The sequence below is a fragment of the Halospina denitrificans genome (genome assembly GCF_004364635.1).
In the GTDB taxonomy this organism is placed as follows: Bacteria; Pseudomonadota; Gammaproteobacteria; order Pseudomonadales; family Oleiphilaceae; genus Halospina; species Halospina denitrificans.
The window spans coordinates 559020-573087 of record NZ_SOAX01000002.1 but is presented as its reverse complement, the minus strand read 5'-3'; the positions used below and the strand labels follow the sequence as shown (position 1 = coordinate 573087).

12 protein-coding genes and 2 pseudogenes are annotated in these 14068 nt (G+C 51.5%); 11 read left to right on the top strand and 3 right to left on the bottom strand.

The annotated features are described in order from the left end of the window. Position 1 precedes the first annotated feature (1 nt). Together DES49_RS06265 and DES49_RS06260 are read left to right on the top strand one after the other, a co-directional pair. Positions 2-982, top strand: a complete 981-nt coding sequence (locus DES49_RS06265) for a sulfotransferase family protein (protein WP_243864931.1) — start codon at positions 2-4, stop codon at positions 980-982. A 9-nt stretch (positions 983-991) separates the two neighbouring features. Continuing rightward, positions 992-2182 (top strand): glycosyltransferase, encoded by a 1191-nt coding sequence (locus tag DES49_RS06260; RefSeq protein WP_133735518.1) that lies wholly within the window; start codon positions 992-994, stop codon positions 2180-2182. Positions 2183-2512: 330 nt separating this feature from the next. On the opposite strand, the gene DES49_RS15865 is transcribed toward DES49_RS06260, so the two are convergent. Further along, positions 2513-2977, bottom strand: a complete 465-nt coding sequence (locus DES49_RS15865; RefSeq protein WP_481808318.1) for an IS5 family transposase — start codon at positions 2975-2977, stop codon at positions 2513-2515. A gap of 69 nt (positions 2978-3046) precedes the next feature. Then, a pseudogene (locus DES49_RS15860) lies at positions 3047-3234 on the bottom strand (transposase); the annotation flags it as partial. Between the two features lie 295 nt (positions 3235-3529). Here DES49_RS15860 and DES49_RS06250 point away from each other — a divergent pair. From DES49_RS06250 to wecA, 9 genes and pseudogenes are all read left to right on the top strand, one after another. Beyond that, on the top strand, positions 3530-4177 hold the full coding sequence (locus tag DES49_RS06250) for a PIG-L deacetylase family protein (RefSeq protein ID WP_133735517.1): 648 nt from the start codon (positions 3530-3532) through the stop codon (positions 4175-4177). 71 nt (positions 4178-4248) lie between these two features. Further along, complete coding sequence (locus tag DES49_RS06245) at positions 4249-5160, top strand: sulfotransferase family protein (protein WP_166646009.1); 912 nt, start codon at positions 4249-4251, stop codon at positions 5158-5160. A 27-nt stretch (positions 5161-5187) separates the two neighbouring features. Beyond that, positions 5188-6300 (top strand): glycosyltransferase, encoded by a 1113-nt coding sequence (locus tag DES49_RS06240; RefSeq protein WP_166646008.1) that lies wholly within the window; start codon positions 5188-5190, stop codon positions 6298-6300. 165 nt (positions 6301-6465) lie between these two features. Then, positions 6466-6885, top strand: a complete 420-nt coding sequence (locus DES49_RS06235; RefSeq protein WP_133735514.1) for a transposase — start codon at positions 6466-6468, stop codon at positions 6883-6885. A 309-nt stretch (positions 6886-7194) separates the two neighbouring features. After that, a complete protein-coding gene (locus tag DES49_RS06230; RefSeq protein WP_133735513.1) occupies positions 7195-8286 on the top strand; it encodes a glycosyltransferase family 4 protein in 1092 nt (363 codons plus the stop codon). Continuing rightward, positions 8287-9129 (top strand): annotated as a pseudogene (locus DES49_RS15595) (asparagine synthetase B family protein). Between the two features lie 77 nt (positions 9130-9206). Next, entirely contained in the window at positions 9207-10247 is a 1041-nt protein-coding gene (locus DES49_RS06215; protein WP_133735510.1) for an EpsG family protein, read from the top strand. Positions 10248-10268: 21 nt separating this feature from the next. Continuing rightward, positions 10269-11375 (top strand): glycosyltransferase family 4 protein, encoded by a 1107-nt coding sequence (locus tag DES49_RS06210; RefSeq protein WP_133735509.1) that lies wholly within the window; start codon positions 10269-10271, stop codon positions 11373-11375. Positions 11376-11501: 126 nt separating this feature from the next. Further along, positions 11502-12599: a UDP-N-acetylglucosamine--undecaprenyl-phosphate N-acetylglucosaminephosphotransferase gene (gene wecA, locus DES49_RS06205; RefSeq protein ID WP_133735508.1), complete on the top strand. Its 1098-nt coding sequence runs from the start codon at positions 11502-11504 to the stop codon at positions 12597-12599. Here the strand turns inward: wecA and DES49_RS06200 are convergent. After that, positions 12587-14059, bottom strand: coding sequence for a capsule assembly Wzi family protein (locus tag DES49_RS06200; RefSeq protein ID WP_133735507.1), 1473 nt, complete (start codon positions 14057-14059; stop codon positions 12587-12589). The two genes, wecA and DES49_RS06200, sit on opposite strands and share 13 nt — an antisense overlap. Positions 14060-14068: the final 9 nt, after the last annotated feature.

Below are 14068 nucleotides of genomic sequence, written 5' to 3'. Positions count from 1 at the left end.
AATGTTTAGTTCTCAACAAAAAAAACTTTTACAGTCTCAAGTACAGGACATTCCAAGGCTCTTTTGGCTATTGAGTGATATTCGCGCTTTGCTGGGCGTTTTCTTCAATCCATTAACGACATTCAATAAAACGAGAGGCAACCCTGGCAAACCTTTTCTCTTTATTATTGGTTCTGGTCGTTCAGGCAATACACTGCTACGTCGTCTTTTAATGGAACGACTCAGCATCTACATACCGCCAGAAACCTACGTACTCCCCAAGATTGCTGATTACAGAATTCGTGCGAAGAACCTTGAATGGCGAACTTTTGTTGACCTAACAGTCTCCTCGTTTGAGTATTATCCAGAATTTGAAACATTCAATATCCCATCCTTACGCAAATTTGCAACCGAAGCTAAGTCTTGGCCTCCTGAACAGCGCAACCTCTCCGACTTACTTCAAGGAATTTACTGTCATTTTTCCGAAAGCGCAGAAGTCGATTCGACATGGCTAGGAGACAAAACCCCCCTGAATACTTTGCATATTGGGCGTATAAACAGAATCATACCCAACGCAAATTACATTTATCTTCTACGGGATGGGGTAGATGTAGCAAAATCCTACGTAAACGCCGGTATCTATGAGCATCTTGAAGATGCTGCCACCCGGTGGGTAAGAAGTCATAAAAGCTGGGAGGCTTTCCGAAAAAAGCTGCCTGAAGACCGCCATCTACAAGTACGTTACGAGGATTTGGTCTCTAGCCCAGAAGAGAATGTAAATCACATCGCATCACACTTTGGAATTCCACAGCGAGAACCCGTCGCCCAACTCGAGTCACTATTAGGGGATGTTGAACAACGATCTCACCATAGCAATGTCACTCAAGCTCCCACCCCAGGCTCCATCGGGAAGGGGCGTAGTGAAGTTTCTGAAGACGATGCCAAACGTCTACGCCCGGTGCTTTCAACATGGTTACGGCGTTACGGGTACGAGCCAATATAAGAGCCTATTTTGCATATCCTAATTCTTCCATCCTGGTACCCCAACCACGCAAACGACATTAAAGGCGTCTTCTTTAGAGACCAAGCCCAAGCTTTAGCCCATTACGGGCATACTATTGGCGTCATTGCCCTCCAAAGGCGCTCACTGCGAACGCTATTCCCAAAGAAACAGAACAACAAAGCACCACATTTTGAATTGGACGAGGGCGTACCAACCTACCGCTGTCAGGTTTTAGAAGCCCTCCCAAAAATCCCTTACGGAAATTACTTCTTATACAAACGGGCTGCTAAAACTCTTCTGGCGAACTATGTTGAAGAAAATGGTTGGCCGGACCTCATCCACGCCCACTCAACACTGTTTGCGGGAGCCGTCGCTTCAGAGTGGGGCAATGAAAACAACATCCCTGTTGTCATTACCGAACACAACTCAGGCTTTGCGCTTAACATATATCGTCCCTGGCAATTAAAAGTAGCTGATAAGGCCACCCAAGGTGCGCAAGCGTGTATAGCAGTCAGTCCGTCACTCGGGGAAGTTCTGGATCAACGGCTACCATCCAGCAAAGGTCGTTGGGAATGGATTCCAAATGTGGTGGCAGAACGCTTTAATGCTCCAGCCTCCAAAAAGTATAGCGCGGGACCGACACGCTTTCTGAACCTTGCCTTAATGACTGAGAAAAAAGGTCAATATGATCTTCTTTACGGCTTTTCCAAACTGATAGGAGGAGGGACAAAGGCAGAGCTTTGGCTCGCTGGCGATGGCCCAATACGTGCAGCACTACAGGAATTGGCTAACCAATTGGAAGTTTCAAGCCAGGTTCGTTTCCTCGGGCAGGTCGCTCCAAACCAGGTTCCATCATTGCTGCAGCAAGTCGATGCAATGGTGGTCTCCAGTCACTATGAAACGTTTGGAGTTGTAGCGGCAGAAGCACTCATGGCAGGCCTTCCAGTAATTGCAACCCGTTGCGGTGGTCCAGAGTGTATCGTGGCTGAAGGAGATGGTTTATTGGTCCCGCCACGCGATCCTCAATCACTGGCGAGCGCAATGGACCATATCGCCAAAAATCTCTCAGAATATAGCCCGCACGCTATTGCAGAGAGATCTAAAAGCCGTTTTTCTGGCGCCGCTGTCGCTGCCCAGTTAACATATCTCTATACGCGCCTTCTGACTTCCAATTCCAAGGTATCTCAACCCAAGTCATGAGCTCAATAACCACGAGGCTGAGTCAGTTCACATCTGGCTCGCAACTTAGACGAAACATAAGCATGACGTTCGGGCGTCAACTCCTTGCGTCGGTCGCTCAACTTCTTACAGTAGTGCTGGTCGCACGCAATCTAGGACCCGAAGGCAATGGCTTTTACGCCATGGCAATTATTGTCCCCACAATGTTAAGGAACCTCTGAATAACGGGCTTTGAACACCAATTCCCGGTTTCGAGCCGGAGATGAACCGGTTTCACCTACAAATTCCCGGTCTATTTGTTCATCTTTTGTCCGGTTCCCGCCATTTTTGCGGAAACCGGACACACTTCCCCTACGCGGAGAAATAACGTTCACCGATAAGCATGTTGCTGAACGCTGCCAACAGGTAGAGCCGATTGGCGTTCTTGGCTAGGCCGCGAGAACGGACCTTGGCGTAACCGAACTGACGTTTGATGGTACGAAACGGATGCTCGACCTTCGCCCGAACACTGGCCTTGATCTTTTCCGCCCTGGCAAGGTTGCTTCCTTCCGGCAGCTGGCGTGTCACGCCGGGGCGCCGCGCGATGAACCAGTTTACGTTGTGATGCCGGTGTTCCTTGCGCTTTTCGATGCCTCGATACCCCGAGTCGCCAAACACGCGTGTTTCATCACCATGGAGCAAGGCGCTGGCCGCATTCAGATCGTGCTCATTGGCAGCAGTGACTTCCAACGAACGGATCATCCCAAAACCGTCATCCACCCCGGTGTGCGTCTTCATTCCGAAATACCACTGGTTGCCCTTGCGAGTCTGGTGCATCTCCAGAAAATGACGGAAGTTGAGAATGGTGGTTTCATCCCGAATCGAATCGGCCAGGGTCAGCCCAGCGAAGCGGCGCATGGATTCAATCTCGTAGAGCTCGTCTTCCATCGCCGGATCGGACAAGTTATAGAACAGCTGCATGCAGTGGATGAGCAGCATACCTGCAACGGATAGGGTTGGCGGCCGTTCTCGCCCTTGGGATAGTAGCGGGCTACCTTTTTCTCCAGCTTCTTCCAGTGGATCAGTTGGTCCATGCGGTCCAGGAACTTCTCGCGACGGGTCTTGCGCTTCTTGTTCTGGTATTCGGCTTCGGCAAAGCTGATCTGGCTCATGGTGTGGCGACCTTCCCGGTTGATGACTCTGATGCTATTGTCGCAAATCTGAGGGCTTTTTCAGAGGTTCCTTAACAGCTCGCTTTTAATTTAAATTCGCTATTAAAAACAATATTCCATTTAAGTGTGTTTTCTGGAATAAATCTCTAATTTTTTGCCTGGAAGTAGTGTTTTTAACTTCTGTTATCGATAAAATCAAGCGATAGGTAAAGTATAAATGTCACGTTTTTTTGGCTTTAAAGACGTTTTGGTTCTAGCCCCCCATACAGATGACGGAGAAATTGGTGCAGGAGGTGTTATAAAAACACTTTCCGATTCGGATGTTAGGGTTCATTATGTTGCGTTTTCATCCTGCTCAGAGTCTCTACCTCAAGGCTTCCCTAAAGATACCCTAATTAAAGAGTGTTCGGTAGCAACAAAAATGCTAGGGATCCAAGAAGATCGGGTTTTAATAAAAAATTATCCGGTAAGAAGATTTTCGGAGTGGAGGCAAGAAATTTTGGAAGAGCTCGTTCAGATCAAGAAAGAAATCGATCCTGATTGCGTATTGGTACCATGTTCATACGATATACATCAAGACCATGAAGTTGTGTCAAACGAGGCTAAAAGGGCTTTTAAAGCAATAACTATTTTAGGGTATGAGTTGCCGTGGAACTGTTTTAGTTTTAAAGGAGATCTTTTTTTTGAAGTCCAAGAGAATGCAATAAACACTAAAAAAAAATCCATTTCATCCTATAAAAGCCAACAGTTTAGGAGCTATGGTGATGGTAGCGATATTGTTAAGCTGTCTGAGTTGAGAGGAAGTCAAGTAGGGGTAAAATATGCTGAAGTATTTGAAGTGATAAGGTGGGTTTGGAAGATATAATGACAAGTCCGCGGATGGTATTAATAGGGGGGGCCGGGCGTACGGGGACCAACGTCCTTAAAGATGCATTCATGGAACATCCTAGAGGAAAAGCTCTGCCCTTTGAAACTAGATTTACAGTAGATCCAGATGGGGTTATTCATACACTGAATAGCTTGACGTCTTGTTGGACTCCTTTTGTTGGTGACCTATCAGTCAAACGCCATATTCGATTGTTAAGAAGAGTTAATAGGAAAAGTTTTTTAGATAGAGTCGCAATATTGGCAGGTAGGTTGGCGACGGAGATCGGAATTTCCAAGAACATAAGGGCTTATAAAGAGTGGGAGCTTGGAAAGGTTTTTCCTAATTTTGAAAAAAATATAAATCTCTTAGAAAAAAGATTAGAAAATGTTAGATATTTAGGGAGCTGGGCGGGAGGCTCCGATATCAGGAAAAAGTCTTTGTTGAAAATTCCTGTATCAAATTCTTCTACTCTCGCTTCTGAGTTGTTTCGTTGGTTCCTTGAGGAGAATTATAGAGATCTTTTGTGTGCTAGTGGGAAGGACTTTCTTGTTGAAGACAATACTTTTAATTCTCTCCAGGCAAAAAGTTTGCTGGATCTGCTCCCTGGGGCCACATTAATTAATGTTGTTCGAGATCCGCGTGATGTAATAGCTTCCTACTTGCAGCAAAGGTGGACCCCAAGTAAGACAGTGGATGCTGTTAGGTATCATAAAGAAATAATGAATCGGTGGTTTGAGGTAAGGGATACTTTGGATTCTAACAGATATATGGAGCTTAGGTTAGAGGATCTATCTTCTGATCCCGGTAAGTATTTAAAAAAGGTATGCGAACATGCGCAAGTTAATTTTAGTGAGGAAATGCTAAGGGTAAACTTGGCAAAATCAAATACTGGGCGGTGGTATGGTGACCTTCATTCCTCTCATCATTCATGGGTAGAATCCGAGTTGGGATTTATTTTGAATGAGTACAATTATACATAAATTATATTGTCGATCGGAGAAGCGTTTGTGAAAATTCTTTATGCTTTTGCGGTGCAAAAAAACATTCCTGGCATTATTAATCAGGCGTTATCGGAAAAAGAAACTGCGGTAAATTTGAAGGGATCTTGGGATGTTTATGTCTTTTCCCCGAAAGGGAGGGGCTCTTTAAAGAGGTCGGAAGTTGAGCCTGCTAAGTGGGTTGAAAGTTTATGGGGAAGGTCTCTTTTTTTTAGAATAATTCAGTCGATCATCTTTAAATATAAATTTTATAGGTGGCTTCAAAATAAACAAGCAAAATACGACGCTTTGGTTCTTCGTTATCAGTCATGTGATCCTTTTCAGCTTTTGCTTGTTTTGAAATCTAAAAAGCCAGTTTACTTTGTGCATCATACGTTTGAAGAAGACGAACTTTCTTTGAGAGGCGATTCTTTAGTTAACGTGAGAAAGAGTATAGAGATTTTTTTGGGGCGAAGAGCGATTAAGAAAGCTAGAGGCGTCGTGGGAGTAACGAATGAAATAGCAAATTATGAAAAAAAAAGGGCTTCTGTCCCGGACAAACCTTCTTTTGTTTATCCAAATGGAGTTTCTAAATCTAGTGTGCCTGTTAAAGATTTGCGAGGTAATATTCCTGAACTTCTCTTTGTCGCAAGCACATTTTCTTGTTGGAGAGGGCTAGATCTTCTGATTGAGAGCGTCGAAGCTTCGAGCGATCAATTTGTTCTTCATTTAGTTGGTGAAGTCCTAGAATTAGAGGAGGAGCGGGCACGTAATGATGTAAGAATAATTGTGCATGGAGTAAAGACAGAAAGTGAAATCAGGGAAATAGCCCAGTCGTGTTGGCTGGGATTAGCGTCATTTGCTCTATACCGTAAAGGGATGAAAGAGGGGTGTAATCTGAAGGTAAGGGATTATCTAGGAATGGGGTTGCCTGTTTATGGAGGCTATCGTGAGGTTTTTCCGGATAGCTTTCCTTTCTTTGTCCAAGGGCCGCCTTCAATTACAAATATCCTTGCTTTTGCGCATAAAAATAGAGCTATCGATCGAGCCGTAATTGCGGAAAGATCGGTGGAAAATTTCTCCAAAGAAATGATTCAGAGAAATCTATATAAAAATATTTGTGATGATTTGAGGATGCGATAAATATAAATGTTTTCCTGTCTTGGGCAGAAAACTTCATCAGTTAGTTGTATTGGAGTTCGGAAGGCATTGTTATACTGTAAGATTTTGAGTTGAGCGAACTCTGAAAAGGCCTCAGATTTTCGACAATAGCACCAGAGTCACCAACCGGGAAGATCGTCAATTCAGATGTACAGCCGCGCGGATGACGGTTTTGGGATTATCCATTCGTTGGAAGTCACCGGTGCCAATGAGCACGAGCTCAATGCGGGCGGAAGCTTGCCCCATGGCGATGAAGCACGCGTGTTTGACGACTCGGGCTATCGAGGTATCAATAAGCGCAGGGAGCACCAGCATCGCAACGTCGATTGGTTCATCGCCCGGCTTCCTAGCGCGACACGCCAGCTGCCGGAAGGAAGCAACCTTGCCAGGGCGGAAAAGATCAAGGCCAGTGTTCGGGCGAAGGTCGAGCATCCGTTTCGTACCATCAAACGTCAGTTCGGTTACGCCAAGGTCCGTTCTCGCGGCCTAGCCAAGAACGCCAATCGGCTCTACCTGTTGGCAGCGTTCAGCAACATGCTTATCGGTGAACGTTATTTCTCCGCGTAGGGGAAGTGTGTCCGGTTTCCGCAAAAATGGCGGGAACCGGACAAAAGATGAGCACATAGAGTGCGGATTTATCGCAGAAATCGGTCTATCTCCGAATCAGAGTCGGGGGCTGATATTTAAGCCCGGTTATTCAGAGGTTCCCTAATTGTTCAGAATTGTTTATCAGCAGTTGCGTCGATTGCAGAAAATACCGTAGGTGCTGAAGTCATTCTCTAGCATCCCGAACTAACATATATATTTAGCTGTTGATCGCTTCATTTATTTAAAATTAATAACTTATTTAGATATTAAGTTTAAGCATATACGTCTATGAGAATACTTCATTTTATTTCAGCGCCTGCTGCTGGAGGCGCTGAGATCTATGTTAAAGACCTTTCAAAATATATGTCCGCGAATGGTCATTTGGTTACTGTTGTTTTTTTGGAGCACGCGGCCGAGATTGGTCGATCAAAAGAGTTTGAAAAACAATTTTTGTATGAACTTGCTCGAGAAGGCGTGACCTATGAGTTTTTAGGCCACCATGTGCGAAGAAATCCCATCCAGGGGGGTTTAAAATTTCGTGACATCGTGAGCAGATTTGGACCGGATATAACACATATTCACTTATATTATGGGCTCGTTTTTGCCGCTTTTTCTTCGTCAAAGTGCACGGTTTATACACATCATAATATAAGATTGGCTGTTCCCTGGTGGTTCTATAGGATATTCGATCTATGGACCGATCACTATGTTGGAATTTGTCATGTATGTACGGATAAGCTCAAAAGGGTATCTGGGAGACAGGTTAGTCGTATTGATAACGGAGTTGATTGGTCTAGGGTTAACCTCGATACCAATAATAGTGAAAAAAAATGCAAGACGGTGAAAATTGTAGCTGTTGGGAGTTTAGTTGAGCAGAAGAATTTTGAGCTTCTTCTAGAGGCGCTGGCATGCAATGAAGATCTTGAATGGGAGCTTACTATACTGGGGGAAGGTACGGATGAAGAGCAACTTTCTACCCGGGCGGATCAACTTGGTATAGGGAGACGAGTAAAATTCCCAGGAGCCGTTTCCGATGTTGCCGAATGGTATCGGGAGGCCGATGTGTTTGCGCTGTCCTCTGTATGGGAAGGATTGCCAATATCACAGATTGAGGCGTTGCACGCCGGACTGCCGATGATTGTGACGAACGTTGGAGGATGCGCGGAGATCATTCATCGCTGTTGCAATGGAATTGTGGTTGACAGTTTGGAAGTTGAGGAATATGCGAATGGGTTGCGTAAGCTGATCAAAGATCCTGAGTTTCGGCGTGCTTTGAGCGAGAATGCTCTTAAATGCTCGGGGGCGTATTCGATAGAGGAATCAGTCAATAAGCACCTGGAGCTTTATCACGAGCTGGCAGGTCGTGGATGTGCGGAATAACTGGGATTATCTCACCTGAATAGGGAGCATGTAACGGTGATTCTTTCCGGGGATGGTGGCGATGAGCTTTTTGCCGGCTATAACCGGCATGTGATGGGGCCGACCGTTTGGAGCCGTGCTTCCCGTCTTCCTGATGGGGTGCGTCATGCGTTGGGTGCGGGGCTGGGAAAGCTCAAGGGCCTTGATTGGCAGCGCCTTATGAAGATGCTTCCCAAAAAAGCCCGGGTTTCCGATCTGGAATTGAAACTGGAAAAGGTGGCGAATGCGCTCAAAGCCAACAAGGGTACGGATTCCTACAGGGATTTTGTTTCCCATTGGAAAGAGCCGGAAAGTCCGGCCTTGGGCGCCCGGGAACCGCAAACGCTGTTCGATACCCCGGAGAAACTTCTGGCTCTCCCGGGGCTTCGGGAGCAGATGCTGTATCTCGACATGATGACCTACCTGCCGGATGACATCCTTACCAAAGTGGACCGAGCCAGCATGGGGGTGAGCCTGGAGGCGCGGGTGCCGTTGCTGGATCATCGGCTGGTTGAGTTTGTCTAGCGTGTGCCCACGGAATACAAGTACCGGGACGGGAAAGGCAAATGGCTGTTGCGCCAGGTGCTGTACCGTTATGTGCCTGAGTCCCTTATGGAGCGCCCGAAGATGGGGGTTGCCGTTCCGATTGGCGAGTGGTTGAAGGGGCCTCTTCGTGAGTGGGCGGAGACTCTGTTGGACGAACAGCGGTTGCGGGATGAGGGGGTCTTCAGCCCTGAGCCGATTCGGAAAATGTGGCAGGACCACCTTTCCGGAAAAGGGCGATTTGAGGAACAGCTCTGGTGCGTTCTGATGTTTCAGGCCTAGCTTGAAGGTGAGCGTTGATTGTACATAAGCTAATGTTCTCCGCTATCAAATATTCTCCACCGAGCATCAGGTAATTCATGCTGCCTTATTGGCTGTTTTTTCTTATTCCCGCGGGCGTAATTTTTGCTAATCAGCGCTTGACCGAGCGCTCCCAGGTATGGGCGTGGGCCTTGATCTGGTTGTTCTTCTCTCTGGCCATTGGTTTGCGGTTTCAGGTGGGCGGTGATTGGGATGCTTATATCCGAATACTGGAGAGCCAGGCGGTTAAGAGTCTGTGGGAGGTTGTCGCGGGTGGTGATCCCGGGTATTACCTGCTGAATTGGCTGGTTGTGCAGGCGGGTGGCTCCATTTACTGGGTGAATACTGCCTGCGGCATGATCGTGATGGCCGGGGTGGTGCGCTTTGCCCGCAGCCAGCCGTTACCCTGGCTTGCCCTTCTTGTTGCCGTTCCCTACCTGATTATTGTGGTGGGTATGGGGTATACACGGCAGTCCGCGGCTTTGGGCTTTTTGCTGATTGGTCTCGTTTCGCTGGGCAACGGCAAGATGGCCTGGTTTGTGTTCTGGGTGATGCTTGGGGCTACCTTCCACAAGTCGGCTGTACTGATGTTGCCGGTGGCGGCGCTGGCTTCAACTTCAAACCGCGTTTGGAGCCTGCTCTGGGTTGGCCTGATGTCGCTGGTGGGTGGCTACCTGTTTGTATTCGATTCAGCAGAGCGGCTATGGACCCATTACGTTGAGGCAGACTATCAATCCCAGGGCGGTTTGATCAGGGTATTGATGAATGTCGTTCCTGCTCTGTTGTTCTTTGTATTCCAGCGCTATTTGAGATTGTCTGAGGCCGAGCGGAGGCTCTGGTTCTGGATGTCCTTACTGGCGCTGGTGTGCATTCCGCTTGTTGTGATCTCTTCCACAGCCACGGATCGCGTTGCGCTCTACCTGATTCCCATCCAGATGTTTGTTTTTGCCCGTTTGCCGTATGTGGTGAGTGATCCGCGGCATCGTGCTCTGGTCACGTTTGGTGTGGTTGGCTATTACGCGCTGGTGCAGGCAGTCTGGTTGTTTTTTGCGGGGCATTCGTATGCCTGGTTGCCGTATCGGATCGTTTTGGCGGTCTGACATTTCACCTGGCTTTTATTCATGCAAACGGTTTTTCTGACCTCCAACACTTCCTGGTACCTCTACAACTTCCGCCGCAGCACCATCCAGGCGCTGCATGAGCGTGGTTGCCGTGTTATCTGCCTTTCTCCTCCGGACGACTTCAGCTCTCGCCTGGTTGATGAACTGGGCGCGGAGCATCTTCCCCTGCCTCTGGACGGCAAAAGCACCGGTGCTGTGCAGGAGCTTCGTAGCCTTTGGTTTATTCGTAAGGTGATGCGTCAATACCGGCCTGATTTTGTGTTCAACTTCACGGTGAAGATGAACATCTACTGTGGCTTGGTATGCGCAATGCAGAAGATTCCCTTTGCCAATAATATTTCTGGCCTGGGTACCGCCTTTATCCACGATTCCTGGCTTTTTCGCCGCGTACGGCAGGTGTACGGCATGGTGAACCGTCGGGCTGAACGGCTGTTCTTCCAGAACAGTGAGGATCAGGCGGTTTTCCAGCGGTACGGTCTGATGGGCAATGTGCCGACCACGCTGCTTCCGGGCTCCGGTGTGGATCTGGCGCATTTTGAGCACGCGCCTATGCCGGAGTCGGGGCCTGTGACCTTTCTGCTGATCGGGCGTCTGCTGGGGGATAAGGGCATCCGTGAGTACGCCGATGCCTGCCGCCAGCTTAAGCACGATGGTGTTCCCTCGCGTTGCCTGTTGTTGGGGCAGCTTGGCGTGAGCAACCGCACCGCGATTGAGCGTGCGGAGGTCGAGGGCTGGCAGAGCGAGGGCATTCTGGAGTACCTGGGAGAGACCGACGATGTGCGCCCCATTCTGCGCGAGGCGCATGTGCTGGTGCTGCCTTCCTACCGCGAGGGCATGCCCCGGACGGTGCTGGAAGCTGCGGCTATGGGCCGCCCAGCCATCGTGACGGATGTGCCCGGGTGCCGGGAGGCCGTCGAGCCGGACGTGACCGGGTGGCTCTGCGAGGTGCGGGATTCAGCCTCATTGGCCGCTCGGATGCGGGAGTGTTGTGAGCGGCCTCTTTCAGACCTTGCCGGATTTGGGGCAAGTGCCAGGGAGCGGATGGAGGCCCGGTTTTCAGAAACAATTGTCGTGAACGCCTACCTGAAATGTCTTGGTGTGTCGTAACCGCCAGTCATCCGCACGTAACCTCTTGCGGATAATGTGCCCCTCAAGCAGAATCACGCCCGTAGTCATTACCGACCTTTAAGGAGTTGGTAAGGCTGCGTCCATCAATTATGGAAGGAAGTACTCATGGAGTATTTCGGATCAACAGGCCTCTTGGCGGGTCTGATCGCGTTTTTGTCTCTCTTCCCCCTCCGCCCCTTCTCCCGCTTCTCCGGGCTGCTGGACGAGCCGGACCACCGTAAGACGCACAATGGCGCTGTGCCGCTGATTGGTGGGTTGAGTGTCTTCATTGGGCTGTTTGTGGCCTGGCTGCTGCTGGCTCCCTTGGGTAGTGGGTATGGTGTGTTTCTGCTGTGCTCGCTGTTGCTGGTGGTGATGGGGGCGGTGGATGATGCCCGCCATCTGCCGGCAATGTTCCGCCTCGGGGCACAGGTGGCGCTGGGGGCGTTGCTGGTGTTTGGTTCCGGGGTCTGGCTGGATCAGTTCGGCAATCTCCTGGGCTTTGGAGTGATTGAGCTGGGCTGGCTGCTGGGGCCGGTGGTGACGATCTGCGCGGTGATTGCCGCGACCAACATGTTCAACATGATCGATGGCATTGATGGGCTGGCGGGCAGCATGTCGCTGGTGGCGCTGCTGGGCCTGCTGGCGCTTCTGGTGTCGGCGGAGGGCTTCCGGCTGGAGATCACTCTGGCGCTGGCGTTGGTGCTGGCAATGGTGCCGTACTGGCTGGCGAACCTGCGGGTGCCGCCGTTCCGCAGCCGAGTGTTCATGGGGGATGCTGGCTCGCTGTTTATTGGTTTCTCGCTGGTATGGCTGCTCACCAAGAGCACCCAGCTGGATGGTGCGGCCTTTCGTCCGGTCACGGCGCTGTGGCTGGTGGCCGTGCCGCTGATGGATATGGTGGCGATCATGCTGCGCCGGGCCAGGAAGGGCCAGTCCATGATGCGCCCGGACCGTGAGCATCTTCACCACATCTTCCTGCGTGCGGGCTTCACGGACCGCCAGGCGTTGGTGGTGATTGTGGTGGTAGCCATTGTCATGGCGATGATCGGCCTGGCCGGCGAGTGGCTGGCGGTGCCGGCCTGGATTATGTGTGGGGCGTTCGTGCTGCTGTTCTGCGGTTACATGTGGGCGCTGGCGCATGTGTGGCGGCTGCTGGTGGTGTTCCGCAGCCATAGGCGCCATAGGGAAGAAGCGCCAGCGGAGGCGGTTCAGAAGCGGTAGCGCCACTCGCTTGAAACTTGCCACTGGTCCAGCTCGGTACCGTCTCTGAGCACGAGGGCTTCGTCTGAGAATTGTGCTTCCACGTCGAGCCAGCCGCTCAGGATCTCGGTGCCGTAGCTCAGGGTGGTCTGGGTGAGGCTCTGGTTCGGGGCTGGCGTGAGGTAGTCTACGCTGTTGCCGGGTGCCTGGCCGCCGATGGCGCCGAACTGGTTGAGTTTGGCGTGGGTAATGCTGGCGCCGATCTGTGAGCCACCGGGCAGGAAGTGCCAGCCGCCGAGGGTGGCTGTTTCGGCGTCGCCGCCCTGGCTGGCGGCCATGCTGCGCCCCCGGTAGCGGTAGCCGGTGGTGTAGATGCTGTGTTCGTAGGTGACGCCCGGCAGGGGCTCGCCGAAGAGGTCATCGGTAACGGTGTTGGTGGTTTCCAGGTACCATTGCTGTTCCCCGCCTGCCAGCGCCGAGGTGGCGTCCATTCCAAAGAGCCAGGATTTCTTGGCCGGCAGGCGCCCGGCTTCGTCTTCGCCCACCATCTGAGTATAGAGCCCGAGGGTGGTGGTTTCTCCCGCCTGGAACCCGTAGCGGATGTCGATGGCGCCGAGCTGGTTGCCGGGGTCGTTCGCTTTGCCTTCCTGCCGATTGTCTTTGCCCACCAGCGCATCCCAGTAGGTGCTTGCGCCGTCGGGGCGGCCTTCGCCGTCCAGCTGCATGATGCGCGATAAACCAATATCCAGGCCCTGAATGGGGCGCAGTGTGAAGCGCATGCCAATGAGCCGTGCCTCGCGTACCGTGCGGCTGCTTTCCATTTCTCCGGCGAAGAGGGTGAAGTCCCAGGGGCCGATCCAGCTGAGCCACTCGTTTTGGGGCGCGTGGGCGTTGCGGCGGTTGAGCCAGACAGCGGGCAGGGGCCGGGCGTTGTTGGAGAGGATCAGGCTGGACTGCCAGCCGGGGCCCCACCAGCGGTCCAGGTTGCCGGCGCCGATCACCCAGTTTCCGGCGGTGGCGGCAAGATAGGAGCCGTCCAGGCGCCAGTCTTTGTTATCCTGTGGGTTCTGGGTGTGTGAGGGCGAGAGGCCGGCGGCCCAGTGTTCTCCTTGCCATTGCAGCGTCACGCCGAGCTGGCCGCTTTCATCCGGACTGGCGCTGAAGCCACGCACCACACGCCGCTCCGTGGCGCCACTTAGTGAGACGGTGCCGCGCAGGCCCTGCTGGGCCTGTTCCCGCCGCTCAAAGGCGAGATAGGCGTGGGCGGTGCCCGTGGCGTCTTCCGGGGCTTCGCGCCGCTCCTCAAGGTTGTCCCACATGAGTGGCCAGGTGGAGGTGGTGCGGTTGAGGCTCCCGCTGTCCGCCAGCGCCTGGGCGGCGTAACGCGCCCGGGCATCGCCGGGGGCCAGCCAGGGTGCGGCCAGGGTTGGCGCGGGCAGGCTGATGGCGGTGGCCACAAGCAGAAGCGGGGCGGTGCGCATACGGCGTCA